The 25,927-nt window shown below is 72.1% G+C and carries 20 protein-coding genes and 1 tRNA gene; 11 read left to right on the top strand and 10 right to left on the bottom strand.

Features of this window, described 5'->3' with window-relative positions; translation table 11 throughout:
* Positions 1-96 precede the first annotated feature (96 nt).
* Entirely contained in the window at positions 97-651 is a 555-nt protein-coding gene (locus B0675_RS35815) for a SigE family RNA polymerase sigma factor (RefSeq protein ID WP_081224076.1), read from the top strand.
* The gene (locus B0675_RS35810) at positions 648-1,886 is read left to right on the top strand and encodes a hypothetical protein (protein WP_081223753.1); all 1,239 of its coding nucleotides are present in this window, start codon (positions 648-650) and stop codon (positions 1,884-1,886) included. Before B0675_RS35815 ends, B0675_RS35810 begins: the two co-directional genes overlap by 4 nt.
* A gap of 61 nt (positions 1,887-1,947) precedes the next feature.
* On the opposite strand, the gene dapA is transcribed toward B0675_RS35810, so the two are convergent.
* Positions 1,948-2,904 carry a 4-hydroxy-tetrahydrodipicolinate synthase gene (dapA, locus tag B0675_RS35805; RefSeq protein WP_081223752.1) on the bottom strand — a complete coding sequence of 319 codons (957 nt, stop codon included), beginning with the start codon at positions 2,902-2,904 and terminating at the stop codon, positions 1,948-1,950.
* 801 nt (positions 2,905-3,705) lie between these two features.
* Between dapA and B0675_RS35800 the strand changes: the two genes are divergently transcribed.
* Positions 3,706-4,326: a DUF3618 domain-containing protein gene (locus B0675_RS35800; protein WP_241540083.1), complete on the top strand. Its 621-nt coding sequence runs from the start codon at positions 3,706-3,708 to the stop codon at positions 4,324-4,326.
* Between the two features lie 275 nt (positions 4,327-4,601).
* Here the strand turns inward: B0675_RS35800 and B0675_RS35795 are convergent, their stop codons facing one another.
* Positions 4,602-5,756 carry a YihY/virulence factor BrkB family protein gene (locus B0675_RS35795; RefSeq protein WP_081223751.1) on the bottom strand — a complete coding sequence of 385 codons (1,155 nt, stop codon included), beginning with the start codon at positions 5,754-5,756 and terminating at the stop codon, positions 4,602-4,604.
* Between the two features lie 201 nt (positions 5,757-5,957).
* Between B0675_RS35795 and B0675_RS35790 the strand changes: the two genes are divergently transcribed.
* Together B0675_RS35790 and B0675_RS35785 are read left to right on the top strand one after the other, a co-directional pair.
* Positions 5,958-6,665 (top strand): winged helix-turn-helix domain-containing protein, encoded by a 708-nt coding sequence (locus tag B0675_RS35790; protein WP_081223750.1) that lies wholly within the window; start codon positions 5,958-5,960, stop codon positions 6,663-6,665.
* A gap of 19 nt (positions 6,666-6,684) precedes the next feature.
* Positions 6,685-7,416, top strand: coding sequence for an ATPase (locus B0675_RS35785; RefSeq protein ID WP_081223749.1), 732 nt, complete (start codon positions 6,685-6,687; stop codon positions 7,414-7,416).
* A gap of 123 nt (positions 7,417-7,539) precedes the next feature.
* On the opposite strand, the gene B0675_RS35780 is transcribed toward B0675_RS35785, so the two are convergent.
* A complete protein-coding gene (locus B0675_RS35780; protein ID WP_081223748.1) occupies positions 7,540-9,366 on the bottom strand; it encodes an endonuclease/exonuclease/phosphatase family protein in 1,827 nt (608 codons plus the stop codon).
* Positions 9,367-9,839: 473 nt separating this feature from the next.
* On the opposite strand from B0675_RS35780, the gene B0675_RS35775 reads away from it, so the two are divergent.
* The 4 genes from B0675_RS35775 (at position 9,840) to B0675_RS35765 (ending at position 15,589) form a co-directional block, all read left to right on the top strand.
* A complete protein-coding gene (locus tag B0675_RS35775; RefSeq protein ID WP_081223747.1) occupies positions 9,840-11,264 on the top strand; it encodes a hypothetical protein in 1,425 nt (474 codons plus the stop codon).
* A 741-nt stretch (positions 11,265-12,005) separates the two neighbouring features.
* Positions 12,006-13,469 (top strand): alkaline phosphatase PhoX, encoded by a 1,464-nt coding sequence (locus B0675_RS35770; protein ID WP_081223746.1) that lies wholly within the window; start codon positions 12,006-12,008, stop codon positions 13,467-13,469.
* Between the two features lie 81 nt (positions 13,470-13,550).
* A tRNA-Met gene (locus B0675_RS41620) sits at positions 13,551-13,620 on the top strand.
* A gap of 376 nt (positions 13,621-13,996) precedes the next feature.
* Complete coding sequence (locus B0675_RS35765; protein ID WP_081223745.1) at positions 13,997-15,589, top strand: TROVE domain-containing protein; 1,593 nt, start codon at positions 13,997-13,999, stop codon at positions 15,587-15,589.
* Between the two features lie 416 nt (positions 15,590-16,005).
* Here B0675_RS35765 and B0675_RS35760 read toward each other — a convergent pair whose 3' ends face one another.
* From B0675_RS35760 to B0675_RS35730, 7 genes are all read right to left on the bottom strand, one after another.
* A complete protein-coding gene (locus tag B0675_RS35760; RefSeq protein WP_179165538.1) occupies positions 16,006-17,211 on the bottom strand; it encodes a TerD family protein in 1,206 nt (401 codons plus the stop codon).
* A gap of 103 nt (positions 17,212-17,314) precedes the next feature.
* A complete protein-coding gene (locus tag B0675_RS35755; protein WP_081223743.1) occupies positions 17,315-18,304 on the bottom strand; it encodes a zinc-dependent alcohol dehydrogenase family protein in 990 nt (329 codons plus the stop codon).
* Positions 18,301-19,152, bottom strand: a complete 852-nt coding sequence (locus B0675_RS35750) for a carbohydrate ABC transporter permease (protein WP_081223742.1) — start codon at positions 19,150-19,152, stop codon at positions 18,301-18,303. The genes B0675_RS35755 and B0675_RS35750 overlap by 4 nt, the downstream gene beginning before the upstream one ends.
* A complete protein-coding gene (locus B0675_RS35745) occupies positions 19,152-20,087 on the bottom strand; it encodes a sugar ABC transporter permease (protein WP_081223741.1) in 936 nt (311 codons plus the stop codon). Before B0675_RS35745 ends, B0675_RS35750 begins: the two co-directional genes overlap by 1 nt.
* Positions 20,084-21,454 carry a sugar ABC transporter substrate-binding protein gene (locus B0675_RS35740; protein ID WP_081223740.1) on the bottom strand — a complete coding sequence of 457 codons (1,371 nt, stop codon included), beginning with the start codon at positions 21,452-21,454 and terminating at the stop codon, positions 20,084-20,086. The genes B0675_RS35745 and B0675_RS35740 overlap by 4 nt, the downstream gene beginning before the upstream one ends.
* A 91-nt stretch (positions 21,455-21,545) precedes the next feature.
* Positions 21,546-22,316: a DeoR/GlpR family DNA-binding transcription regulator gene (locus tag B0675_RS35735; protein WP_081223739.1), complete on the bottom strand. Its 771-nt coding sequence runs from the start codon at positions 22,314-22,316 to the stop codon at positions 21,546-21,548.
* 272 nt (positions 22,317-22,588) lie between these two features.
* Entirely contained in the window at positions 22,589-23,398 is an 810-nt protein-coding gene (locus tag B0675_RS35730; RefSeq protein ID WP_081223738.1) for an NAD(P)-dependent oxidoreductase, read from the bottom strand.
* A 288-nt stretch (positions 23,399-23,686) separates the two neighbouring features.
* Here B0675_RS35730 and B0675_RS35725 point away from each other — a divergent pair, with 288 nt between their 5' ends.
* Positions 23,687-24,625: a 5-dehydro-4-deoxyglucarate dehydratase gene (locus B0675_RS35725; protein WP_081223737.1), complete on the top strand. Its 939-nt coding sequence runs from the start codon at positions 23,687-23,689 to the stop codon at positions 24,623-24,625.
* On the top strand, positions 24,622-25,788 hold the full coding sequence (locus tag B0675_RS35720; RefSeq protein ID WP_081223736.1) for a hypothetical protein: 1,167 nt from the start codon (positions 24,622-24,624) through the stop codon (positions 25,786-25,788). The genes B0675_RS35725 and B0675_RS35720 overlap by 4 nt, the downstream gene beginning before the upstream one ends.
* The last annotated feature ends 139 nt before the right edge of the window (positions 25,789-25,927 follow it).

Raw genomic sequence — 25,927 nt, 5'->3', positions numbered from 1 at the left:
GAACTCGCCCGGCCGAGGCATAGCGGCGGGCGGTCGCGCGCGTCACAGGGAGCACAGGGGACGGGTGCAGCGCCCGCCGGGGAAGAGAAGGTGACGATGGATGCCGCAGCGCAGGAGAGTTTCAAGGAGTTCGTGGCGAGCAGGTCGTCCGCGCTGCTGAAGACGGCCGTCCTGCTCAGCGGCGGCGACCGGCACACCGCAGAGGACCTCCTGCAGAACGCGCTGATCAAGGTGGCGGGCCACTGGAACCGGGTCGAGGAACCGGAGGCGTACGTCCGCAGGGTCCTCTACCGGCAGCAGATCAGTCGCTGGCGGCTGAAGTGGCCCCGTCGCGAACTCAGCGTCGCCGAGACGCCCGAGGCGGGCACCGGAGCGGACACGGCGTCCGCCGCCGAGCTGCGCCTCGTGATGCGAGGGGCGCTGGCCCGGCTCACGGCCCGGCAGCGCGCCGTGCTGGTCCTGCGCTATTTCGAGGACCTTCCGGAGGCCGACGTGGCCCGGATCCTCGGGTGCTCCGTGGGGACCGTACGGTCCACGACGCACCGTTCGCTGGCCCGGCTGCGCACCCTCGCGCCCGAACTCGCGGCGCTGGGCCCCGCCGGGGCAGAGCAGCAGCCCCGCCCCAACTCGCCCGTGGAGGTGCGTCCGTGAACGTCGACGAACTGGTGTCCGACGCCTTCCGCGAGCAGGCCGGCGACAGCATGCCGGCACCCCCGTACTTCGCCGAACGCGTCCTGGCCGTACGGCGCCGCCGCCGCAACCGCAGGACCGCGTCCGTCGCCGTGGCCACCGTCGCCGCGATCGCCGTCGCGGTGGCCGTACCCCGCCTCGTCGGTGGCGGGGACGACGTACGTCCCGCGAGCGAGATGAACAAGAGCAGCATCATCGCGCACCCGGACCAGACACCGCCCCGGGACCTGATCGCCGCCGGGGGCACGGCGCTGGCCGCCTACTACGTCCGGCACATGGTCGTGAAGTCCGCGACGGACGCCGTCAACGGCCGTACCTACAGCCTTCTCGACCAGAAGACCGGGAAGTACGTGAAGACCACCCAGTGGTCGTATGTCAGTGTGGCTCCCGGCATGCGGACCGCCGCCGTCCTGGAGAAGAGGCTCCCGGCCAGAAGGATCGGCCTGCTCGACCTGCTCACCGGCAAGGTCGAGCGCTGGATCCCCGTGGACCACGGTGTCGCGTCGGCCGAGTTCTCCTCGGACGGCCGCAAGCTCGTCGCGACGACGTACGCCAAGGACCCGGATCTCGTCCACAAGCTGGACTACGACTCCGACGGGGACGGAAAGAAGAACGACTGGGGCGTGCCCTTCGGTACCTCGGCCCGGACAGGCTTCTGCATCGTCGACGTGGGCTCCGGCAAGAGCACCTGGAGCGAGGTCACCGACTCGCAGGACCTGAACGCCCGCCAGGACTTCGCCTTCAGCAACGACGCCCAGCTCGTCTACTCGGGGCTCACCACGGCGCCCGGCACCCGGTTCTACGACCTCCACGGCAACAAGGCCGCCACCCCGGCGAACGAGAAGCACTTGAACTGGTACGTCGAGGCACGGCTGTCCCCGGACGGCAAGCTCGGCGCGGGCGACTTCGCCGGCGGGCGCAAGACGACGGCGTCGGAGATCATCGACCCTCGCAGCGGCAAGCGGATCGCCAAGGTGCACGGGCAACAACTGCTGGCCTGGGCCGACAACAAGCGACTGATCGCCTGGGACATCGCGCCCGGCACGAACGAGTTCCACAACCGGTTGGTGCTGGTCACCATCGGCAGCGACACCGTGGTCCCGCTCAGTGGCTTCCGCAAGGGCAACGACGGCGCGGGCGGCCGGTGGGATCCGGTCTTCGCGAAGCGCTGGGCCGCCGGACCGAGAGGCGCGTGACGGGCGGGGACACACTGCACCGTCCTGACGGGAGGGGGCGGACGGGGGTCGGCCCCACCCGTCAGGACACCGTGGCGACCAGCTCCGCGTACGTCCTCAGCAGCCCGTCGGCCGTCTCACGGCCGGCGGGGCGCAGAGGTCGGCGGAGGGGGCCCGCGGGCAGGTCGAGGGCGGTGAGCAGCGCCTTCGACGTGACCGCGCCCGGCAGGCCGGCCGACATCATCGACTCGATGAGGGGGAGGAGCCGCCGTTGGAGGCGGGCCGCGCCGCCGGTGTCCCCGGCGTCGAACAGGTCGAGCAGCGCGCGGAACTGACGCGGCACCACGTTCGCGACCGTGCTCACGTACCCGGCCGCGCCGATCGCGTACAGGGCGAGCACCTGCTCGTCGCAGCCCGCGTAGAACGCCAACTCCGTCCGGGCCAGCACCTTCTGGGTTCCGAGGAGGTCGTACGCGCAGTCCTTGACCGCCACGATCCGCGGGTGACCGGCCAGCCGGACCATCGTCTCCGGCTCGATCCGGGTGCCGGTGCGCCCCGGGATGTCGTACAGCACGAGAGGCAGGCCCGATGCGTCCGCGATCTCCCGGAAGTGCTCCTCGACCGCGTCCTGCGGAGGCCTGCTGTAGTACGGCGCGACCACCAACAGGCCGTCCGCGCCCGCCTTCTCGGCCGCCAGCGCCAGCTCCACGGTGTGCCGGGTGTCGGCGGTCCCCACCCCCGCGACGATCGGCGTCCGGTCGCCGACGGCCTCCCGCACCGCGCGCACGAGCGTCGTCTTCTCGGCGTCCGTGGTGGTCGGCGACTCGCCCGTCGTCCCGGAGAGGACCAGGCCCTCGCATCCTTGGGCCACCAGCCGCTCGGCGAGCCGCTGCGCGCCGTCGACGTCCAGGTCACCCGAGTCGGTGAAGGGCGTGACCATCGCGCAGAGGGCCCTTCCGAAGGGGGCGTTCGGCCGTGACGGCGGCCGGGACGCCGGGAGAGGGGCGGCGGGCGGGGGAAGGGGCGTCGGATCGTTCATGGAAGGAGTGTCGGACGCTCGATGGTGAAGCTCCACTTAATTCTTCTACGAGGTATCGGCAATGAACGCTAACCAGTGGGGAGGGTGACGCGGGCGAGGCGTCGGGGCCGTTCGGCAGCGCGGCGCTGTCGTTCGCGTCCGTCGCGCGGCCGGTCGACGAGAGGCCGCGCGTCCCGGTGGCCCGTGCTCCGTCGCCGCCACGGCCGGCCCCGGCGTGTCCGGACCGGCCGCGAAGACCCCTTCGTTCCGGGCCCGACTCACCTGATTCCAGGGCCGGTTGGCCCGAGTCGAAGATCGGGGTTCGCAGGGGTAACGCCGCCCGCCTCGGGTACCCGAGCCTCCGCGAGCGAGAGGAGGCGGGACGACCGTGGCCAGGACCCTGGACCGGAACACCGTGCCGAACAGGCGCGGACGGCCGTCCGTGGACGCACCCGCGGGCCGTCCCGCTCATGTCCTCCACTCGCCGGTACGACGGGAAGCGGGCCCCGCCGGGCACCGGCCGGCGGAGCACCCCCGACGTACCGGGCGCGGTGGCGGGCCGCTCGGCGCCGCGGACGGCGATGGCTCGACCGAGCCGTCGACCGGGTCCGTGGCGGAAGCCGCCGCGCCCTCCCCGGCACCACTCGGGCGCACGCCACCGTCCCCCGTGCGGACAAGGGCGACGCCCGTGCCCGCGCGGGAGAGGCCGGCATCGGGGCGGGCGCGGGTGGTTGACGTCCCGACGGTCGCCGCCGGTGCGCCCCGCGTCGGTGCACGGCGGTGCCAGGACACCGACGACCAGTTCGAGGAAAGGGCACACCGATGACGGAGAACGACGGGAAGGGCCCGGTCACGGGCCCGGACGCCGCGGGGGCCCCGGACAGGGGGACGGCCGACGCTACGGGAAGGTCCGCCGGCACGATCGGCCCGGCCGGCGCCACGGGTGCCGACAACCCGGAGGAGCTGCGGCGTCAGATCGAACGGACCAGGAGCCGGCTCGACGCCGAGGCCAAGGCGCCGCAGGAGGCCGGGCAGGCCGGGGAGGACGCCGCGTCCGGCGACCGTACCCGCGCCGCCGACCTGGAGGAGCAGGCCGACACGGTCACGGTCCGCATGAAGGACACGGCGGCCCAGGCGGGCCGGGCCGCGCAGGACGGCGCGGTGGAGGCCGGACGCGCGGCGCAGGACAAGGCGGTCCGTGCGGGGCACGTCGTCCACGACACGGCGGCCCGGGCGGGTCAGGTGGCCCAGGAGAAGGCCGCCGAGACGGGCCGCGTCCACCAGGACGGCGTTCCGGAGTCGCTGCGCACCGCGGCCACTTCGGTCGTCCAAGCGGGGCGTCGCACCCCCCGCCCGGCGCTCCTCGCGAGCGCGGGCGCCGGTGCGGTGCTCGCCGTGAGCCTGCTCCGCAGGCGGCGCAACGGTCGTCGAGGACGCCGTTGACCACCGCCTGAGGGGTTGGAGGGGAGCGATGCGGCGGCGAACCGGATTCCGGTTCGCCGCCGCATCACGTCTGCCGGGCGGCGGGTGGTGGTCCGGGTTCCCGGCGTCGCGGGTGGCGGGTGGTGGACGCACCGCCGGTGAGCGGCGACAGGCTCCGCCGGCCGCCGCCCGCCGCCCGCCACGCCTGTCGGCCGCCGGCCCGCCGTGCAGCCCGTGCTTCCGCGGGCCGGTGTCTCACCGGCCCGCGGGTGCGAATCCCCGGTGCCGTGCGGCCGTCACGCCCTCCCCGCCGCGTCCCGTTCGGTTCCGCCCTTGCTCAGTGGGACGACACCGGCGTCCACCTTCTCCCGGGCGGCCCGCAGGGCCCGCAGGCGCGGGGGCCACTTGCGGGTGTCGCGCGGTTCGACGTAGGGCTCCTCGGTGGGGAGCCGGCCGTCGCTGCCGATGGCCCGCTGCCGGGCGAGCTCCGCGTCGAACTCCAGGCCCAGCAGGATGGCCAGGTTGGTGAGCCACAGCCACACGAGGAAGATGATGGCGCCCGCGAGAGCCCCGTACGTCTTGTTGTACGAGGCGAATCCGGCGGCGTAGACCGCGAAGCCGGCGGACGCGGCCAGCCAGATCAGGGTGGCGATGACGCTGCCCGGACTGAACCAACGGAAGCCGTGACCATGGACGTTGGGGGCGGCCCAGTACAGCAGCGCGATCATGAGCTGGACGAACACCAGCAGGACGGGCCACTTGGCGACCGACCAGACCGTGATCGCGGCGTCGCCGAGCCCGATGGCGGTGCCGGCCCGCTCGGCCAGCGGACCGGTGAACACGACGATCACCGCGCTCGCGCTGAGCAGCAGCATCAGCGTGACGGTCAGCGCCAGCCGCAGCGGTGTGACCTTCCAGACCGGGCGGCCCTCCGGCAGGTCGTACACCGCGTTGGAGGTGCGGATGAAGGCGCCGACGTAGCCGGACGCGGACCACAGGGCCGCGCACAGTCCGACGATCGCGAGCACGCTGCCCGTACCGCCGCTGTCGCCGAGCTGGGTCACCGCGTCCTGGAGGATCTGGCGCACCGGGCCCGGCGCCAGGTCTCCGATGTTGTCCAGGAGCCGGTTCGTGACGCGCTGCCCCATGACGCCCAGCAGGGACACCAGGACGAGCAGGGCGGGGAACAGCGACAGCACGCCGTAGTACGTCAACGCGGCTGCCCGGTCGGAGAGTTCGTCGTCCTGGAACTCCTTCACCGTGCGCCAGGTCACGGCCCCCCACGATCGTGCGGTCAGTCGGGCGGGGTCGTCCTTGCCGGTCCGTTTGGCCGTGTCCGTCCCGGGATCCGGGCGTGGATCCGTGCGGGTGTCCGTGTCCTTGCCCGCGTCCGCGTCGGCCCCCGTGTCCGGAAGAGCTCGCTGCTTCGATTCCGGTCGCTTCTCGTCCATGTCCGGCGGGTTGCCCGAATCCCGCCGCTGAAGCCCCCCGGATACCCACGGAAGCGACGGAGACTCCCGGGGAGCGGCGGGAGAAAGCGGGGAAACCGGCCGGACCGGAGCGGCCGAGCGGTCGGCGAGGGGACTTCCCGGCGAATCGCCGACGACTTCAGCCGCCTGGACAAAAAAAGTGTTCGGTGGGAGGGTGGAGTCATGTTGGACGTGACCGTGATCGAGGACGCCGAGGCCGCCGCCGTGTCGCTGGACCCCATCCGGGCCCGGCTGCTGGCCGAGCTGGCCGCCGGACCCGCGTCGGCCGCCATGCTGGCCGGCAAGGTCGGACTGCCCCGGCAGAAGGTGAACTACCACCTCAAGACGCTGGAGCGGCACGGCCTGGTCGAGCTGGCGGGCGAGCGCCGCAAGGGCAACGTCACCGAACGGCTGATGCGCGCGACCGCCGCGTCGTACGTCATCTCGCCGCTCGCGCTCGCCGCCGTGCAGCCCGACCCCGACCGTTTCCGGGACCAGTTGTCGGCCCGCTGGCTGCTCGCGCTCGGGGCCCGACTGGTCCGGGACGTCGGCACGCTGATCACCGGCGCCACCAAGGCACGCAAGAGGCTGGCGACGTACGCGCTCGACGGCGAGGTGACCTTCGCGTCCGCCGCCGAACGGGCGGCCTTCATCGAGGAGTTGACGGCGGGCGTCGGCGCGCTGATCAGCAAATACCACGACGGGGACGCGACGGGCGGGCGCCCGCACCGGATCGTCGTCGCCGTTCACCCCACGGTCCGCCCCGAAACGCCGGCCGACCCCGTCGTCGCGGACGGAGCCGACCCCGTCGCCGGGCGCCCCGCCGTGACCGCCGTGACCGGACCCGGAACAGAGAACGAAGACCCCGCGGGGCCCGAGACCTCCCGCTGACCACCCAGGAGCCATCACCATGTCCAAGGAATTCGAGATCGCCCGCGAGTACGAGGTGGACGCCACGCCCCAGCAGGTGTGGGAGGCGATCACCGACGGCAGCGGCGGCTGGCTCTGGCCGATGGAGTACGAGCCCCGCGAGGGCGGCGCAGGGCCCTTCGGCAGCACCATCACCGCCTGGGACCCGCCGCACCGGCTGAGCGTACGCACCGAGGACGTCGGGTTCCCGGTGCAGAGCCTCAACCAGATCGACCACACCATCGAGGCCCGGCACGAGGGCCGCAGCTCCTGGGTGCGCTACGTGCACAGCGGCATCTTCACCGACGACTGGGACAACCAGTACGACGGAGCCGGCAAGCACACCGACTTCTACCTGCACACCCTGCGCGAGTACGTGACCCGCTTCGCGGGCCGTCCGGTCGCCTTCGCCACCTTCGACGGCCCCGGCACGTCCACGGCGGCCGGTTCCTTCGCCGCGGTGGGACGGGCGCTCGGCCTCGCGGACGACACCGCCGCCGGCACCCCGGTGCGCGCCCAGGGGCCCGGCGGGGAGACCTTCGACGCGGTGGTCGACTACCGCAACCCGTACTTCATCGGCCTGCGCACCGACGACGCCCTCATCCGCTTCTTCGGACGCGACCACTGGGGTGCGCCGGTCGGCATCAGCGTCCACGACTTCGCGCAGGACGCCGACGCCAAGGCCGACGAGACGGCCTGGAAGGGCTGGCTGGACGGCGTCTTCACCGGCTGAGCCGCAGACGGCCGACCCGCCCCCCGGGCTCGCCCGGCGCACGGCCGCCCCGCGCACGGCCCCTGGACGGCGAAGAGCCCGGCCCCCCGGACGACGGGGCCGGGCTCTCGCGCACCTGAGCGACTACGGGCGGAACCGCAGCACCTGCGGGTCGTGGTCGCTGATCTGGTCGGAGAACTCCGAGTTGATGTGCACGCTGTCGTACGTCAGGTCGCAGCCCTTGCGGATCGCGGGGCTGACCAGGATCTGGTCGAGGACCTGGGCGTTGCCCTGGTAGTCGTACGTGTAACGCTCGCTCTTCGGCAGCGACTTGATCGCCGACCAGAGTTCGCCGTCGCCTTCCAGGATCTTCGCCGTGTCGGAGAACTCGAAGTCGTTGATGTCGCCGAGCGTGATGACGTCGGCGTTCTTCTGCGCCTTCAGGATCTCCTTGACGAAGCCGTTCACGACGGTCGCCTGCGCGTGCCGCTGCACCTCCGAGCTGCGCGTCGGGGGCTGGTACTGCGCGGTCAGCCCCTGGTCACCGCCCTTGGAGTTCAGGTGGTTGGCTATCACGAACACCGTGCGGCCACGGAAGACGAACTCGCCCGCGAGCGGCTTGCGGCTGCTCGCCCAGGCCGCGTTCGCCGGGTCGACCCGGCCGGGGGACGCGGTGAGCTGCGCCTTGCCGTGCGTCTTCGTGACACCGACGGCGGTCGTCGAGTCGCCGCCCGCGCGGTCGGTGAAGGAGACCCGCTCGGGGTTGAAGAGGAACACCTGGCGGATGTTCCCGCCGGGCTCGCCGCCGTCCTGGTCGTTCACCGGGTCGATGGAGCGCCAGTCGTACTTCGGGCCGCCCGCGGCGACGATCGCGTCGATCAGCTTGTTCACCGTGGTGTCGGCGGCGACCGTGCCGTCGTCCGTCGCGCCGTTGTTGTCCTGGATCTCCTCCAGGGACACGATGTCGGGCGACTGCAGGTTGTTCACGATCGCGGACGCGTGGGCGTCGAACGTGGCGTCGGCCGGGTCCAGGTTCTCGACGTTGTACGTGGCCACCGCCAGCTCGCCACGCGCCTGCTTGTGCGTGGTCTCGCGCTCCAGGCCGCCCTTCTTCAGGGTGCCGAGCTGGTTCGCGACGAGGGTGTAGCCGCCGAACTGGTTGTAGTCGAGGGGCCCCGCCGTGGTGCCGGTGAGCCGGTCGCCGACGTTCGCGGTCGGGAAGTCGGCCGTGGTGCCGAGCGACTGGATCTGCAGCCGGCCGGTGTTCTGCGAGGTGTACGAGCCGTACAGCGAGCCACCGCGGCGGGTGTCGTTCTCGTGCGGCTTCACCGTGACCCACAGCTCGGTGTAGGGGTCGGTGGCGGTGATCACGCGGGCGTCGGCGACCTGGACGGCCATGCCCTCGAGGGACTCGTAGTAGTCCAGGGCGTACTTCTTCGGCTCCAGCGTGAGGCCGTTGACCGAGCCGGCCGCCGCGGTGTCGCCGGCGGGGGTGTAGGCGTTCGGTACGGACCGGGCGTCGACGACCGTCGCGGCCGGAACGGCGTTTCCGCCGGAGACCACGGTGACCGTCGCCTTGGTGATCTCCGTGACCGACTGGTTGCCGGTGGAGGCGCCGCCCGGGACGTACTCCGAGACGGTGCCCGTCACGGTGACGGCGTCGCCGACCGCGACCTTGGGGGCGGAGCTGGTGAAGACGAAGACGCCCTCACTGGTGGCCGGGTTGTCGTCCGCGTCGGGGTCCTGGAACCAGAAACCCTTGGACGAACCGTAGGTCCGCACACCGGTGACGACACCGGACACGTCCGTGACCGTCCTGCCCGCCAGCGGGGAGGTCCGGGTGGTGCCCTGGATGTCGTGGATACGGACGGAGTCCGCGTGGGCCGGAGTGGTGAGCACCACGGCGGAAAGGGTGGAACAGACGGCGGCAACGGTCAGCGCGCCGATGCGCGACGTTCTCTTGCTCGGCAAGGGAGTCCTCCGGGGGCGTTCTTGGGCGCCGGGACGAGGGTGGGCTGTGCTGGACGGAACGCGGCCCGATTCCGGGCCGGTGACGCGCGTAGAAGTGGACGGTCCGCACGGCCGTTGAACTTCTACGCGCGTCAATCTCGTGTGTGGCGTGGGGAGTTGTCAAGGTTTCAGCGGTGTCCTGGAGGTGTCAGGGACATGAACCGGGCGGCATGGGTGGAAATCCGTCTAGGCTGAGCTGTTGGCACGGACGTCCCCGGCGGACTTCGGATCCTCGGGTCCGGAACGCCCGGCGGTGTCCGGTGCCGGCCGCGGCCGACGGTGGCCCGCCACCGCCCGGCGCGGCCCAGGGCGTGTCCGTGACGTCGCGTCGTCAGCCCGCAGGGCGGACGGGACGTTGCGGATGCGCCCTGGGCGACAGCCCGCCTGAACCGCTTGCCCTGCTCGTCGTGGTTGTTCGGAGGAGAACCCAGCCGATGTCAGACAGCTCCTTGCCGCCGGTGCGGCTGCTCCCCGACGCCCAGCTGGCGCGGGACGCGCTCGCGGCGCCCCTGCTCTCCCGCGCCGCGCGGCTGGCCCGCTGGGCGAGCCCCGCCACCCGGGTCGGCGCCGGCGGCGAACTCGTCGAGGAACAGCTTCCCGAGGCCGCCGACGTCCTCGGCCTCACCGGCGACGACGCGGCCGCCTTCGCCGGCGAGGCCTGGCGGGTCGCCGTCGACACCGGACTCGTCGAGATCGTCGACGAGGAGGAGGGGACCGTCGGCGCGGGCGAGGATCTCGCCGTGCTCACCTCCGGCGCCCCGCAGGACGTCCTCGGCGTGTGGCTCGGCGCCCTCGACACCGTCCTGGCCGACGCGAGTGTGCCCGACCTGGACGACCTCGTCGACGCCATGGACGAGGGCGGCGAGATCGACCTCTCCTCCCTGGACTGGGACCCCGAGGCGGAGGCCGAGTTCCTCGACGGGGTGCTCGGCAACCTGTACCTGCTGACCGTCGGCGAGGACACGGCCGGCGAGGTCCCCGTACCGCTGCCCGCGCTCGCCGCCTCCATGATCGTGCCCGACGACATGGGAGAGCCCACCGACGACGTCCTGGAGCAGGTCTCGGACGCCATGATGCGGCTCGACGACCAGTTCCGGCTGCTGGAGCCCATCGGGCTCGTCGTCTTCCAGCCCGTCGACGAGGCACTCATGGCCGACGCCGACGAGGAACCGGCCGCCCCCGTCGACGACACCGACATCGCGCGCTACGGCGTCGTCCGGCTGACCCCGCTCGGCCTCTACGGACTGCGCGCCCGGCTGGCGGAGGCCGGCTTCGACGCGCCCGCCGTCGGCGACCTCGCGGACAAGGGCGCCGACACCCTCCTCGACGGCACGTCCGGTTTCCCGCCGGCCGCCGCGCAGGCCGAGATCGAGCAGTGGCTCGCCCGGCGCGCCGTCCTGCCCGCCGCGGAGGAACTGCTGTCCGCGGCGCGCGGCGGCGACGCGGGCGCGCCGCTGCGCCGCCTGCACTGCCAGCAGGCGCTCGCCCTGGTCGGCGCGGAGGCCGAGCCCGCGCTGCGTGCCGTGCTCGACGACCCCGAGCTGGGGGGTCTCGCCCGCGTCTGGCTCTCCGAGAACGGTGCCACCGACGTGCCCCCGCCGTCCGAGGACCTGGTCTTCTGGCTCACCATCGACACGGTCGCGGCCCAGCTCGCCGCCGAGGGGAACTCCGACGAGCTCCAGGCCCTGGTGGAGGGTCTCGCGCAGCAGCACAGCGGCTTCTTCGACACCGCCTGGCGCGTGGGCCACCCGGCCACCCCGGACGTCCTCGACGCGATGGGGCGCCTGCACCCCGACAAGAAGATCGCCAAGGAAGCCCGCAAGGCGGCGTTCAAGGCGCGGTCGCAGCAAGCCGGATGACGACGGTCCGGGTGCCCGCGCCGGGTGCCCGCGCCCGGTGGGCGGCCACCCCGGACGGTCTCTGCCGGGCACCCGCAGCGGGTGGGTCCCGGCGGCCGAGGATCTCGACGGGTGCGGCCCGGCCTCCCGCCCCGGACCGTCGTTGCCCGGCAGCCGCGCGTGCCGGGGCGGGGGCCCCGAGCAGGCCCGTTCGGTCCTGTGCGGTGAGAGCCCCGGCCCGTGGCCCGGCGGTGTGGCCGGCCGTCCGCGCCCGGCGGGGTGCGCGGGCGGAGCCGGCTCTCCTGGGACGGGGGCGGTCAGCGCGGGCTGCCGCCCGGTGACGCCGATGGGCGCCCCCGCTCCGGGCTTCACCCGGGCAAGCCGGTGAAGGCGGCGTCCGTGGCGCGGCAGGGCTCACCTCCCCGCCGAGGGCGCTTTCCGGGGCCTGCGGGCGCGCTCCTCCGGGCCGTCGGTGCACGGCCTGCATGGGGGGCCGCCTCGCCGGGGGTACCGGCGTCGTGGCGGGTCCGGAGCAGCCGGCTGCCGCCGGTGCGAGGGTGTGCGCTTCCCGTCCCGGGGCGGGGTTCGGCGCGGACCTGGGAGTTCCGGATGCGCCGGGCGGGTGGATTCATGGAAGCGGGACCCCTGAAGTCGGTCCGCGTTCAACTCGCGTTCAGCCGGGGGCGGGACGGTGTGGCCGCGAACGAGGTCGCCATCCGCCCCCCCACGGCAGTCCGAGTCCACCGTCACAGGAGACATCACATGTCGCTCACCCGCAGGGACTTCGCCAGACAGTCCGCGATCACCGGTGCAGGCGTGGCCCTGGTCGGCAGCGTAGGCGCCCTCGCCACCGCTCCCAACGCGCTCGCGGCCACCGAGACGGAGACGGAGGCCGCGGACTCCGCGGAGGCCCGGCACGGACACGGTCACGGCGGCGTCGGCTACGGGCCGCTCGTCACCGACCCCGAGGGCCTTCTCTCGCTCCCCGCCGGGTTCACGTATCGCGTGATCACGCACAGCGGAAAGACCAAGCTGGAGTCGGGTGAGTTCACCCCCTCCAACCACGACGGCACGTCCACCTTCAGCGGCCCGCGCGGCGCCACGCTCCTCGTCAACAACCACGAACTGGCCGGACCGCGCGCCAACTGGGCCTACCCCGTGCCGCTCGCCGAGGGACTCGTCTACGACCCCGCCGCCGCGGGCGGCTGCACGGTCGTCGAGGTACGCCGCGACAAGGTCGCCGAATGGGTCGGCATCGCCGGCACGGCCACCAACTGCGCCGGGGGCAACACCCCTTGGGGTACCTGGCTCACCTGCGAGGAGACCGAGGACAAGGCCGGCACCAACGGCTTCACCAAGGACCACGGCTACGTCTTCGAGGTCGACCCCGAGGACCGCCGCCGCAACCGGAACCCCAAGCCGGTCAAGGCTCTCGGCCGCTACGCGCACGAGGCCGTCGTCGTCGACCCCAAGCGCGGCCGCCTCTACCTCACCGAGGACGCGTCGGGCCCCAACGGCCTGCTCTACCGCTGGACGCCCCCGCAGGGCTTCGAGCACGGCCACGGGCAGCTGCGCACCCTCGGCGACACCGACGGCTCGCTCCAGGCCTTCAAGTGCTTCGACTCCGGCGGCCGTTACGTCGACGATCTCTCCCGCGCCACGAAGATCGGCACGGTGTACGGCGTGGACTGGGTCGACGTGCCCGACCGCGACGCCAGGGCGGTCTCCGTCCGCAAGCAGTTCACCGACGGCCAGGTCACCCGCGCCCGCAAGCTCGAAGGCATGTGGTGGGGCGACGGCGGCATCTACATCGTCTCCTCCTACGCCCGCACCGAGAGCCCCGGCCAGGCCCACGACGGCGCCGTCTGGTTCTACGACCCCAAGCGCCGCACCCTGACGCTGAAGGTCCTCATCGGCGTGAACCCGGACCCGTCGGTCGACGGCGACTTCGACGGCCCCGACAACATCACGGTCTCCCCGTACGGAGGCCTCGTCATCGCCGAGGACGGCGAAGGCGTCCAGCACCTCTTCGGCGCCACCGAGAGCGGCCGCACGTACCCCATCGCCCGCAACGAACTCAACATCGGCAGCGCCGAGGACCCCGAGTACAGCGAGTTCACCGGCGTCACCTTCTCGCCCGACGGCCGGACCCTCTACGCCAACATCCAGGTGCCGGGCATCATGGTCGCCATCACGGGCCCCTGGAAGCGGCAGAAGCGCGGCTGAACTCCGCCCCTGTAACTCCCCCGTATTCAGCGGCGTTTAATTCGCTCGCCCGAGCCGCGGCCGCCTGCCTAAAGTAATGAACGTCCAGGTGCGAAGGCAGGACCTACTTCCACTCATAATGGGGCGGCCGCGGGTTCGAGTCCCGTCACCGGCACAACGCGCCGGTGTAGCTCAGGGGTAGAGCACCTACGTCGGTTCCGCCGACCTGAACTCTGGACACCACAACTTCATGCACCTCCCGGTGCGCGGGCCGCGGCTACTTCTCTTCCAAAGAATCCACGCCGCGGCCGACCTGATCTCGGGAGGCGCAGCTCATGGTGGGTGCCCGGTGCGCAGGCAGCGGATACTTCGGGAACTGGTGGGGCCACGACCTCATGCGGGTTCGAATCCCGTCACCGACTTCGGGTCGGTGTGGCGGAACGGAAGACGCGCCAGTTGATAAGCAACCGTCGCCGACCCTTTATCTCGGGCACCCTCCATTTGCTGTGCCTCCCTCCGAAACGCTTCTGAATTCGGGGGAATTCACCATGGCACGCTTCAACATCCGCACCGCGAAGGCACAGCCCGCCTCGCGCGTGACCTCCACCGGCCGCGTCCTGCGCACGCACCAGGGCGGCCGGGGACACGAGCGCGACGCGCGCTCCGAGCTCTTCCTGCTCGCGATCGCCAACTTCGTGTCGCAGCGGACCTTCTACGAGACCGGCTCCGACCGCGACGACCGGTTCGCCGCGCTCGTCCGGGAGCTCGCCGTCAGCGACCCGTCGTGGACGGCCGCCCTCCTCGGCTGGCTGCGCACCGACGGCAACCTCCGCACGGCCTCGATCGTCGGCGCCGCCGAGTACGTCAAGGCGCGCCTCGACGCGGGGGTCACCGACGGACCCGCCAACCGGCAGGTCGTCGACTCCGTGCTGCGCCGCCCCGACGAGCCGGGCGAGCTGCTCGCGTACTGGACCTCCCGGTTCGGCCGCAACGTACCCAAGCCCGTGAAGCGGGGCGTCGCCGACGCCGTACGCCGTCTCTACGGAGCCAAGTCCCTGCTGAAGTACGACACCACGTCCAAGGGCTACCGCTTCGGCGACATCCTCAACCTCGTGCACGCGGCGCCCGACCCGGCCAAGCCGTGGCAGGGCGACCTGTTCCGGTACGCGCTGGACCGGCGTCACAACCCGGACCGGGCCGAGGTCCCCCCGTCCCTGTCCGCGCTCGTCGCCCACCGCGAGCTGATGGCCCTGCCGTCCGCCGAGCGGCGCGCGGTCGTCACCGGTCCTGACGGGGCGCGGCGGCTCGCCGACGCGGGCATGACCTGGGAGGCGCTGGCCGGCTGGCTCCAGGGCCCCATGGACAAGGCCGCCTGGGAGGCCGTCATCCCCTCCATGGGGACGATGGCGCTCGTCCGCAACCTGCGGAACTTCGACGAGGCGGGCGTGAGCGACGAGGTGGCGGCGCGGGTCGCCGCGAGGATCAGCGACCCGGTCGAGGTCGCGCGCTCGCGGCAGTTCCCGTTCCGGTACCTCGCGGCGTACCAGCACGCGCCGTCGCTGCGCTGGGCGTATCCGCTGGAGCAGGCGCTCGGGCACTCGCTGGCCAACGTGCCCGCGCTGCCCGGGCGGACGCTGGTGCTCGTCGACCGTTCGGGGTCGATGTTCTGGTCGCGGCTGTCCGACCGCTCCGAGCTGAACCGGGCCGACGCGGCGGCGATCTTCGGTACGGCGCTGGCGCTGCGGGCGGCGGACGCGGATCTCGTCGAGTTCGGCACGAGTCACCGGCGGGTGCCGTTCCGGGCGGGGGAGTCGGTGCTGAAGGTTCTCGAGCGGTTCGGGGATCTGGGGGGTACGAACACGAGCGAGGCGGTGCGGGCGCACTACCGGTCGCACGACCGGGTGATCATCGTCACCGACGAGCAGGCGGCGCACAGCTCGTTCGGTGACCCGACCTCGCAGGTCCCGGGGCGCGTGCCGGTCTACACGTGGAACCTCGCGGGCTACCGCGCGGGCCACGGCCCGTCGGGGAAGGGGAACCGGCACACGTTCGGCGGGCTCTCGGACGCGGCGTTCCGGCTGGTGCCGCTGCTGGAGTCGGCGCGGGACGCGGATTGGCCGTGGGCGGTGGCGGTGGCGTGAGGGCGGCTGCGCGACGGGCGTTCCGGGTGCGGTTGCGTTTCCGGGTCCGGCCCGGTCCGATGCGGTCCCGTCCGGTGGGTGGGGCGGGGCCGTGCCGGTACATCCGCCCGTCGCCGTGGGATCAGACGTCGGTCGAGAGGTGTGAGCTGCTCGATCCGGGCGTGAGCGACGGGCATGTGATGTACCGGCACGGCCCCTCCTGCCGGATGCCGACCGCGGGCAGCGACTGGCCGGGGCGCGTCCCTTTCGTGGGGTGCCGGGTGCGGGCGTGAATTTCAGCCCCTCCGGCGATTGAGGAGCGGGGTCCGGGGCGGAGCCCCAGGTGTGGGTCGGGCAGGGGCGGAGGGGGCGAGAGAAGGCTTGGGGGGACCCACCCCGGGGTCGGGGGAGATGACCTGCCGGGGTGGGGCCGGGGGTCAGAGGGACTGGGCTGCCGGCTTGACCATGCCGCGGACCGTGCGGCCCTTGACGAACTCGCCCATGGCGGTCATCTCCCACTCCCCGGAGAACTGCTTGATCAGCTTCGCCATCATCACGCCCGTCTGCGCCTCCGCGTTGGTGAGGTCGAAGCGGACGAGCTCCTCGCCGGTGGCGGCGTCGATCAGGCGGCAGTAGGCCTTGGCGACCTCGGTGAACTTCTGGCCGGAGAAGGAGTTGACCGTGAAGACGAGGCCGGTGACCTCCTGGGGGAGCCGGCCGAGGTCGACGGTGATCACCTCGTCGTCCCCGCCGCCCTCACCGGTGAGGTTGTCCCCGGAGTGCTTGATCGCGCCGTTCACGATCGACAGCTTGCCGAAGTAGCAGCTGTCGATGTGGTTGCGCTGCGGGCCGTACGCGATGACCGAGGCGTCCAGGTCGATGTCCTTGCCGCGGTACGCGGGCTCCCAGCCGAGACCCATCTGGACCTGGGAGAGGAAGGGACGGCCGCCCTTGACCAGGGACACCGTCTGGTTCTTCTGGAGGCTGACCCGGCCCTTGTCGAGGTTGATCTTGCCGGCGCCCGGTGCCGCGGCGGGGGGTGCCGGGGGAGCAGCCGGGGCGGGCGGGGCGGAGAGGCGGGGGTCCGCGGCCGGCGCCGGGGGCGTCACGGGTGCCTGCGGTGCGGGGGCCGGCTGGGCGGCGGGAGCGGGCTCCTCCACACTCACGCCGAAGTCGGTGGCGATGCCCGCCAGGCCGTTCGCGTACCCCTGGCCGACGGCGCGGGCCTTCCACGCGCCGTTGCGGAGGTAGACCTCGACGATCACCAGGGCCGTCTCCGTGCCCAGCTGGGGCGGGGTGAAGGTGGCCAGCACCGCGTTGTCGTCCGCGTTGCGGATGGTGGCGGTGGGCTCGATGCCCTGGAAGGACTGGCCCGCGGCGTCCGGACTCGCGGTGACGACGATCTTCTCGATGCCCGGCGGGACCGCCGCGGTGTCCACGATGATCGCGTCCGGCGCCGTGCCGCCGCCGGAGCGGTAGGTCACGCCGGGGCCGGCGGGCTGGTTGTAGAAGATGAAGTCCTCGTCGGAGCGCACCTTGCCGTCGGCGGTGAGCAGCAGGCTCGACACGTCGAGCCGCACCGGAGCGGTGACGTCCACCGTCACGCGCGAGACGGGGAGAGGGATGTTCGAGCCGGGGGTCATAGCTGTCATGACTGGGGTAACGAGCGGAGGCGCTTTACCGTTCCCTTACCCAAGAGTGACGTGCGGCGGGGCCCCGGAGGCGCCCCGCCGCCCGGTTCTCCGGTCAGGGGACGACGACGATCTTCCGTCCGACGCCCGAGGCGAACTGCTCCAGGGCCTCGGGATAGCTGGTCAGCGGGAGGCGGTCGCTGATGAAGACCGACGGGTCGAGCACCCCTGTCGCGAAGAGCTCCGCCGCGCGCTCGAAGCTGTGCAGCACGGCCATCGAGCCGGTGATGGTGATCTCCTGGTTGTAGATGCGGTACGGGTCGATGGTGACCCGGGTCGCGTAGTCGGCGACGCCGAACTGGAGGAAGGTGCCGGCCTTGGCGACCCGGTCGAGGCCGTCCTGGATGGCGGCGGCGTTCCCGGTGGCGTCGATGACCAGGTCCCAGCCCTGCGGCCGGTCCAGCTCGTCGGGGTTCGCGGCGGACGCGGAGACGCCGAGCTGCCGGGCGGTGGCGAGGCGGTCCGCGTTGAGGTCGACGACGTCGACGCTGGCGGCGCCGGTGCGCTTGGCGAGCTCCAGCATCATCAGGCCCATGGTTCCGGAGCCGTAGATGAGGACGTGGGCGCCGAGCCGGGACCGCAGGACGTCGTAGCCGCGGACGGCGCAGGAGAGCGGTTCGACGAGGGCCGCGTCCTGGGTGCGGACGTGCTCGGGGAGCTTCACGCAGTTGGCGACGGGGGCGGTCGCGTACTGGGCGGCTCCGCCCGCGGTGGTGACGCCGATCGCGGCCCACCTCTCGCAGAGGTTGTTGTGGCCCGTACGGCAGTACCGGCACTCGTAGCAGTACAGGGACGGGTCGACGGCGACCCGGTCGCCGACGGAGAGTTCGGTGACCTGGGTGCCGACGCCGACGATCTCGCCCGCGAACTCGTGGCCCGGCACGATCGGCAGCTTGGGCGCGAACTCGCCCTGGAGGATGTGCAGATCGGTGCCGCACAGGCCGCAGGCGGCGACCTCGACCACGACCTCGCGGGGGCCGGGCGTCGGGTCCGGGACCTCGGCGACGACGGCACGGCCGACGGACTCGATGACAGCGGCCTTCATTTCACGGCTCCCAAGGACAGGCCCTGGACGAGTTTGTCCTGGGCGGCGAACCCCGCCGCGAGCACCGGCAGGGAGACGACGAGCGACGCGGCGCACACCTTGGCGAGGAACAGGCCCTGGCTGGTGATGAATCCGGTGAGGAACACGGGGGCGGTCTCGGCGACCACTCCCGTGAGCACCCGGGCGAAGAGCAGCTCGTTCCAGCTGAAGATGAAACAGATGAGGGCGGTCGCGGCGATGCCCGGCAGGGCGATGGGGGCGACCACGCGGGCGAGGACGGTCGGCAGCCGGGCCCCGTCGATCTGCGCCGCCTCGATCACGGCGACGGGGACCTCGGCGAGGAAGGACTGCATCATCCAGACCGCGATCGGCAGGTTCATCGAGGTGTAGAGGATGACCAGCAGCCAGATGTTGTCGAGCATGCCGGTGTTCTTGGCGAAGAGGTAGATCGGCAGGAGGCCGGCCACGACGGGGAGCATCTTGGTCGACAGGAAGAAGAACAGGACGTCGGTCCACTTCTTCACCGGGCGGATGGACAGCGCGTACGCCGCCGGGAGGGCGAGGAGCAGTACGCAGAGGGTGGAGACGACCGAGGCCACCGTGGAGTTGAGGAGCGCGGGCCAGGGGCTCGCGCCGCCGCCCGTGCCGAAGAAGTCCCGGTAGCCGTCGAGGGTGAGGGAGGCGCCGAACGCGGGCGGGTTCTTGGCCGCGTCGGACTCGGAGTGGAACGAGGTCAGCGCCATCCAGGCGATGGGCAGGAAGAACACGATGCCGAGCGCCCAGGCGACCAGGCCCAGGCCGGCTCCCTTGGCGCGGCGGGGGCGGGCGTTCGTCGCGGCGGTACTCATCAGCGGGACGCCTCCTCGCGGAACAGGGACGACACGACGCGCAGGGCGAAGGTCGCGATGATGATCGAGCCGATGACGACCAGGACGCCCGCGGCCGAGGCGAGGCCGTTCTCGTGGGCCTGGTAGAAGCTCTGGTAGACGGTGTAGGGCAGGTTCGCGGTGCCCAGGCCGCCGGAGGTGAGGGTGAACACCGCGTCGAAGTTCTGGACGATGTAGATCGAGCCGAGGAGCGCGCCGAGTTCGAGGTAGCGGCGCAGGTGCGGCAGGGTCAGGTACCGGAAGACCTGCCAGTTGCTCGCTCCGTCGACCTGGGCGGCCTCCATCTGCTGGTGGTCGCGGCTCTGCAGGCCGGCGAGCAGGATCAGCATCATGAACGGCGTCCACTGCCAGACGAGCGAAGCCTCCACCGCGAGCAGCGGTGTGTCGGAGATCCAGTCGGGCTGGGGGCCGCCCACGGCGTGCAGCAGCCCGTTGAGCAGGCCGTATTCGGGGTTGTAGAGCACGTGCTTCCACAGCAGGGCGGCGGCGACCGGGACGACCAGGAACGGGGCGATCAGCAGCGTGCGGACGATGCCGCGGCCCTGGAACCTCCGGTCCAGGAGCAGGGCGAGGACCAGACCGAGGACGAGGCTGACCAGGACGACGGTGACGGTCAGCAGGATCGTCGTCCAGACGGAGTGCCGCAGGTCGGCGTCGCTCAGGACATCCGAGTAGTTGCCGAGGCCGGTGAAGTGGCGGGCCTTCGGGTAGAGCGCGTTCCAGTCGAAGAACGAGATCACCAGGGTGGCCACGAAGGGGAGTTGGGTCACCACGATCATGAAGATCAGAGCGGGGAGCAGGGGGCCGCGTCTGGCCCAGGCGCGCAGCCGGGCCGACGGTTGTCCGAGGGTGCGTACGGGTGGGGCGGCCACGCGGGCCGTTGTCGTGGCGGTCATCGTCCCTCGTACTCCTTGGAGATCTTCTCGGCGAGTTTCTGGGACTTGCTCAGGGCCGCGTCGACGGACTGGCGTCCGGCGATGGCCGCGCTGATCTCCTGCGAGACCTTGGTGCCCAGGTCGGTGAACTCGGGGATGCCGACGAACTGGATGCCGGGAGCGGGGCGCGGCTGCACGCCGGGGTCCTTGGGCCGGGCGCCCTCGATGGCCTCGCGGGTCATGTCCTGGAAGGCCGCGGCCTCCTCGCGGTAGGCGGCGTTGGTGTACGTGGAGGCGCGCTTGCCCGCCGGTACGTCCGACCAGCCGGCGGTGTCCCCGACGAGTTGCTCGTACTGTTTGCTGGAGGCCCAGGAGACGAACTTCCAGGCCTTGTCCGAGTTGTGCGAGGCCTTCTGCATGCCCCAGGCCCAGGTGTAGAGCCAGCCGGAGGACTTCGTCTTCTCGACCGGGGCGGGGACGTAGCCGAGCTTGCCCTTGACCGGGGAGTCCTTGGCCTCCAGCAGGCCCGCGGCGGAGGTGGCGTCGTACCACATGGCGGTCTTGCCCTGCGTCATGTTGTTGAGGCACTCGGCGAAGCCGGCCTGGGCGGCGCCGGACTCGCCGTGCTCCCGGACGAGGTCCACGTAGAACTTGGTGGCCTTCTCGAACTCGGGTGAGTCCAGGCGGGCTTGCCAGTCCTTGTCGAACCAGGTGCCGCCGAAGGTGTTCACGACGGTGGTGAGCGGGGCCATGATCTCGCCCCAGCCGGGCAGGCCGCGCAGGCAGATGCCCTTCATGCCCGACTCGGCGCCGTCCGCCTTCGCCGCGAGGTCGCCGACCTGCTGCCAGGTGGGGTGCGCGGGCATCTTCAGGCCCTTCGCGGCGAACACGTCCTTGCGGTACATGAGGAAGGACGACTCACCGTAGAACGGCTGCCCGTAGAGCTTGCCGTCGTCGGCGGTCAGCGACTGCCGCATGGGCTTGAGGATGTCCTGCTCGTCGTACGCGCCGTCCTTCGCGACGTAGGAGTCCATCTCGTGCAGCCAGCCGTTGCGGGCGTAGATCGGTATCTCGTAGTTGGACAGCGTGGCGACGTCGTACTGGCCGGCCTGGTTGGCGAAGTCCTGGCTGATCTTGTCGCGGACGTCGTTCTCCGGCAGCACGGTGAAGTTCACCTTGATGCCGGTGTCCTTGGTGAAGTGGGCCTTGGTGAGCTTCTGCAGCTCGACCATCTGCGGGTTGTTCACCATCAGGACGTTGATGGAGTTCCCGCCGGAGCCCGCCCCGCCCGCTCCGGCCCAGCAGCCGGAGAGGAGCGGGGTGAGCAGCGTCCCTGCGGCGGCCGCGACGAGCAGTGCGCGCGGCCTCCGTCGGCTCGGGGTTCGCATGGATCACTCCTGGAGGAATGGGGAGACAACGGGCGGTGCGAGGCATGGGGGTACCCCGGAGGGATGGAGGTGGAGCGGGGGCGTTCGGTTGTCAGACGCGGATGACCTGGGGGCCCTGCAGCGAGTAGCGGTGCGCCTCGGACGCCGGGAGCAGCGTGCTCGTGACGATCGCCTCCAGGGCGCTGATGTCGGCGAACCGGCAGAAGCTGACGGCGCCGAACTTGGTGTGCACGCCGGCGAAGACGGTGCGCCGGGACGCCCTGATCGCCTGCGCCTTGACCTCGCTGACGGCCGGGTCGGGGGTGGTGAGGCCGTGTTCGCGGGAGATGCCGTTGGCGCCGATGAAGGCCAGGTCGATGACGAAGCCGGCGAGCATCTTCGTCGTCCAGTGGTCGACGGTGGCGAGGGTGCCGGGCCGGACCCGGCCGCCGAGCAGCAGCACGCTGGTGTTCTCGGCCTCGGCGAGTGCGCCCGCGGTGGCGAGGGAGGCGGTGACCACGGTCAGCTGCCGGTCCCGGGGGAGCGCCTCGGCGATGAGCTGCGGGGTGAAGCCCTCGTCGACGAAGACGGTCTCGGCGTCCCCGAGCAGTTCGGCCGCGGCGGCGGCGATCCGGCGCTTCTCGGGTACATGGCTGGTGGTGCGGAAGGCGAGCGTGGTCTCGAAGCCGGCGCTCTCCACCGGGTAGGCGCCGCCGTGTGTGCGGCGTACCAGGCCGTGGTCCTCCAGGGTGCGCAGATCGCGCCGGACGGTCTCCTTCGCGACGCCCAGGGTGACGGCGAGTTCCGTGACGTCGACCGAGCCCGTGCGGCGCGCGACCCGGACGATCTCGCGCTGCCGTTCTTCCGCCGTCATGGCCGTCATGGCTCTCACCCGCTCCCTCGCGCTCCGTCGCGCAGTGCCCGTTCGGGCCCGGTGGAGCCCTTCAGGGAAGTTCTACAGCGGGTGCCGGTCACTGACCAGGCCTGTCAGCTGCCCGATCCTGCCCGGCTGCGCCCGTTCGGCCTCACCGTCATCGGCGGTCGACCTGGGGCGGAGCGCGGGGAGGGGTGTGATCGGGCAGGGTCCGTGCCCGAACAGGGAAGCGGGCGGGCCCGTTCGGTGCCCGCCCGCCGTGTCGCCTGCCGGTCGCCGTGTCAGTACGGCCAGATCGGCGGGTGCGTGGTGAAGTGGCCGCCCAGGTGGGCGTGGTCCGGGTTGTCCGGGTCGAGATCGCCCTGTTCGGCGATGAGCTTCTCGGCGTACGGTTCGGAGTCGTCGCGCGGCTCGTAGCCGAGGGCCCGGGCGGTCGAGAGGTCCCACCACAGGCGCGTGTTGGCGGAGGAGCCGTAGACGACGGTGTGTTCCACGCCCTCGGCGGTGAGGGCGGCGTGGAGGAGACGGGCACCGTCCTCGGGGCTCATCCAGACCGACAGCATGCGCACGCTGGTGGGCTCGGCGAAACAGGAGCCGATCCGCACCGAGACGGTCTCCAGGCCGTGCTTGTCCCAGTACAGCTGGGCGAGGTCCTCGCCGAACGACTTGGACAGGCCGTAGAAGGTGTCCGGGCGGCGGGGGGTGTCGACCGGGATCAGCGGATCGTCACCCTGCGGGCGCGGGGTGAAACCCACCGCGTGGTTGGAGGAGGCGAAGACGATCCGGCGTACGCCCTCCTCACGCGCCGCCTCGTACAGGTTGTACGTCCCCTCGATGTTGGCCTTGAGGATCTTGTCGAAGGAGGCCTCCAGGGAGATCCCCGCGAGGTGCACGATCGCGTCGACCCCCCGTACGGCCTCGCGCAGCGCGGCCCGGTCCCCGAGGTCGGCGGTGATCGCGCCGGGTTCGCCCTCGACGGGGAGCATGTCGAGCAGTCGGAGCTCGTAGCCGTACCGCGGCAGCAGCCCGCGCATCAGGGTGCCGAGTCCGCCGGCGGCGCCGGTGAGCAGAACGGTGCGGGGAGCGGGCATGCGGGGGTCTCCTCGGTGCGGGCCGGTGGGCCGGGGCCAGGGCTCCGTCGGACGGCCGGCGGGGGTCCGCCAGGCGACCGTATTCATGTACGAGATTCACATCCGTGGACACGCTAAGGATCGCCGACGTGCCGCGTCAAGTGTCGCGCGGAGGGGCGAAATCCGCCTCCGTGTTGCGCGTTTGCGCGCTTGACCGGCCCGGAGGTGGCGGCTTAGCGTGGGCGCGTTCAGAAATATGGACGTGGATCAGAAGCGTGCACCCGGTGGGCACCTTTTTAGGGAGAGTCCGTGACGTCAGCCCCTCTCGCCGCCCGGCTGAAAATCCCCAGCGGCCCGCTGTTCTTCCCCGTCACCGCCTACGGTCCCGACGGCGCCGTCGATCTCGACGTCTACCGGGAGCACGTGCGGCGCGGCGTCGAGGCCGGAGCCGCTGCCGTCTTCGCCGCCTGCGGCACGGGCGAGTTCCACGCGCTCACCCCGGAGGAGTTCGAGGCCTGCGTGCGGACCGCCGTGGAGGCGACCGCGGGACGGGTGCCGGTGGTCGCGGGCGCCGGATACGGCACCGCCCTCGCCGTCCGCTACGCCCGCCTCGCGGAGGCCGCCGGGGCCGACGGACTGCTCGCCATGCCGCCCTACCTCGTGGTCGCCGGGCAGGAGGGACTGCTGCGCCACTACCGGGAGGTCGCCGCCGCCACCTCCCTGGACGTCATCGTCTACCAGCGCGACAACGCCGTGTTCACCCCCGAGAGCGTCGTCGAACTCGCCCGCACCGACGGGATCATCGGCTTCAAGGACGGCCTCGGCGACCTGGACCTGATCCAGCGGACCGTGAGCGCCGTCCGCAGCGAGGTGCCCGGCGACTTCCTCTACTTCAACGGTCTGCCGACGGCCGAACTGACCGGACTCGCCTACCGGGGTGTGGGCATCACGCTCTACTCCTCGGCGGTCTTCTGCTTCGCCCCCGAGATCGCCCTGGCCTTCCACCGGGCGCTGAACTCCGGCGACGACACGACGGTGAACCGGCTGCTGGACGGCTTCTACCGGCCCTTCGTCGACCTGCGGGCCCAGGGCCGCGGCTACGCGGTCGCCCTCGTCAAGGCCGGGGTGCGGCTGCGCGGACTGGACGTCGGCGAGGTGCGGCCCCCGCTGCACGAGCCCACCGAGGACCACGTGAAGCAGCTCGCCCAGCTGACCGACCGCGGGTACGCGCTGCTGGAGGAGATGTGAGGGCGTCCGCGTTCCTGTACCCGTGGGACGTCAACGGAGACCCCGAGGCCGCCGCACGGACCGCCGCGCTCGGCGTACGCCAGGTGACGCTCGCCTCCGCCTACCACTCCACCCGCGCGCTGACCCCCCGCCATCCCCGTCACCGCGTCGTCACGGCCGAACACGCCGCCGTGCTCTACCCGTTGGACGAGGCCCGCTGGGCGGAGCGCGTCCCACGCCCCTACCCGGCCGGGGACTGGGCGCCCGGTGACGCGTACGGCGAGGCCGCCGCGGCACTCGCCGGCGCCGGGCTCGACGTGCACACCTGGGTCGTTCTCGCGCACAACTCCCGTATGGGGGAGGACCATCCGTCGACCTCCGTCGTCAACGCCTACGGGGACCGCTACCCGTGGGCTCCCTGCATCGCCCAGCCCGCCACCCGCGCCTGCCTGACCGACCTGGCGGCGGAGGCCGCGGTCCGCCCCGGCGCCGCCGGTACGGAGCTGGAGTCGCTCGGCTGGTACGGACTCGCCCATCTGCACGCCCACGACAAGATCGGCGGCGTGCCGCTCGGGGACGCCGGCCACTACCTCATGTCGCTCTGCTTCTGCGCCGCGTGCGCCGAGGGGTACGACCGGCACGGCCTGGACGCCGAGGAGCTGGCGTCCTTCGTGCGGAGCGCGCTGGGCCCGGTCTGGCGCGGAGCCCCGTCGGACGGCGGCTGGGCCGGAGTGGAGAAGCTCCTCGGCGCGGAGACCGCCGCGGCCACCCGTGCCTGGCGGGACACGGCGGCCCGCTCGCTCCAGGAGGAGACGGTCCGGGCCGTACGTTCCGCCGCCCCCGCGGGCTTCCAGATCCTGCTGCACGCCGACCCCGTCTCCTTCCACTGCGGCGCCAACGCGGGCGTCGACCCGCGGCACATCCTGTCCGTGGCGGACGGCGTGGTCGTCCCGTGCACCGGAGGGACGGGCCTGCTCGCCCCGTTCGCGGAGACGGCCGCCCCCGGCAAGGTCCTCGCCGCCAACTTCACCGTGGTGTCCGGAATGGGCGGCCACCCGGACACCCTCCCCACGGACGCGGCCCGCGCGGCGGAGCTGGGCGCGACGGAACTCCGGCTGTATCACGCGGGCCTGGCCTCGGACCAGGATCTGGAGAGGGTGAGGCAGGCACTGGCAGGCCTGTGACCCGGGGGATCCGGCCCCTCCGGCGGCGTTTGACGAGCGGGGTCCGGGGCGGGGCACCTGGGGACGGGACGGGACGGGACGGGACGGGACGGGACGGGACGGGGCGGGGCGGGGCGGAGGGGGCGAGTCACCGCGGCGC

It is taken from the genome of Streptomyces sp. M41(2017), from assembly GCF_002078175.1.
GTDB lineage: Bacteria > Actinomycetota > Actinomycetes > Streptomycetales > Streptomycetaceae > Streptomyces.
The sequence above is the reverse complement of the archived record's forward strand: the minus strand, read 5'-3'. Positions and strand labels throughout refer to the sequence as shown.

Coding starts and splice junctions, on each gene's coding strand:
- B0675_RS35815 (WP_081224076.1), top strand. CDS start 97: ATGGATGCCGCAGCGCAGGAGAGTTTCAAGGAGTTCGTGGCGAGCAGG.
- dapA (WP_081223752.1), bottom strand. CDS start 2,904: ATGAACGATCCGACGCCCCTTCCCCCGCCCGCCGCCCCTCTCCCGGCG.
- B0675_RS35800 (WP_241540083.1), top strand. CDS start 3,706: ATGACGGAGAACGACGGGAAGGGCCCGGTCACGGGCCCGGACGCCGCG.
- B0675_RS35795 (WP_081223751.1), bottom strand. CDS start 5,756: ATGGACGAGAAGCGACCGGAATCGAAGCAGCGAGCTCTTCCGGACACG.
- B0675_RS35790 (WP_081223750.1), top strand. CDS start 5,958: ATGTTGGACGTGACCGTGATCGAGGACGCCGAGGCCGCCGCCGTGTCG.
- B0675_RS35785 (WP_081223749.1), top strand. CDS start 6,685: ATGTCCAAGGAATTCGAGATCGCCCGCGAGTACGAGGTGGACGCCACG.
- B0675_RS35775 (WP_081223747.1), top strand. CDS start 9,840: ATGTCAGACAGCTCCTTGCCGCCGGTGCGGCTGCTCCCCGACGCCCAG.
- B0675_RS35770 (WP_081223746.1), top strand. CDS start 12,006: ATGTCGCTCACCCGCAGGGACTTCGCCAGACAGTCCGCGATCACCGGT.
- B0675_RS35765 (WP_081223745.1), top strand. CDS start 13,997: ATGGCACGCTTCAACATCCGCACCGCGAAGGCACAGCCCGCCTCGCGC.
- B0675_RS35760 (WP_179165538.1), bottom strand. CDS start 17,211: ATGACCCCCGGCTCGAACATCCCTCTCCCCGTCTCGCGCGTGACGGTG.
- B0675_RS35755 (WP_081223743.1), bottom strand. CDS start 18,304: ATGAAGGCCGCTGTCATCGAGTCCGTCGGCCGTGCCGTCGTCGCCGAG.
- B0675_RS35750 (WP_081223742.1), bottom strand. CDS start 19,152: ATGAGTACCGCCGCGACGAACGCCCGCCCCCGCCGCGCCAAGGGAGCC.
- B0675_RS35745 (WP_081223741.1), bottom strand. CDS start 20,087: ATGACCGCCACGACAACGGCCCGCGTGGCCGCCCCACCCGTACGCACC.
- B0675_RS35740 (WP_081223740.1), bottom strand. CDS start 21,454: ATGCGAACCCCGAGCCGACGGAGGCCGCGCGCACTGCTCGTCGCGGCC.
- B0675_RS35735 (WP_081223739.1), bottom strand. CDS start 22,316: ATGACGGCCATGACGGCGGAAGAACGGCAGCGCGAGATCGTCCGGGTC.
- B0675_RS35730 (WP_081223738.1), bottom strand. CDS start 23,398: ATGCCCGCTCCCCGCACCGTTCTGCTCACCGGCGCCGCCGGCGGACTC.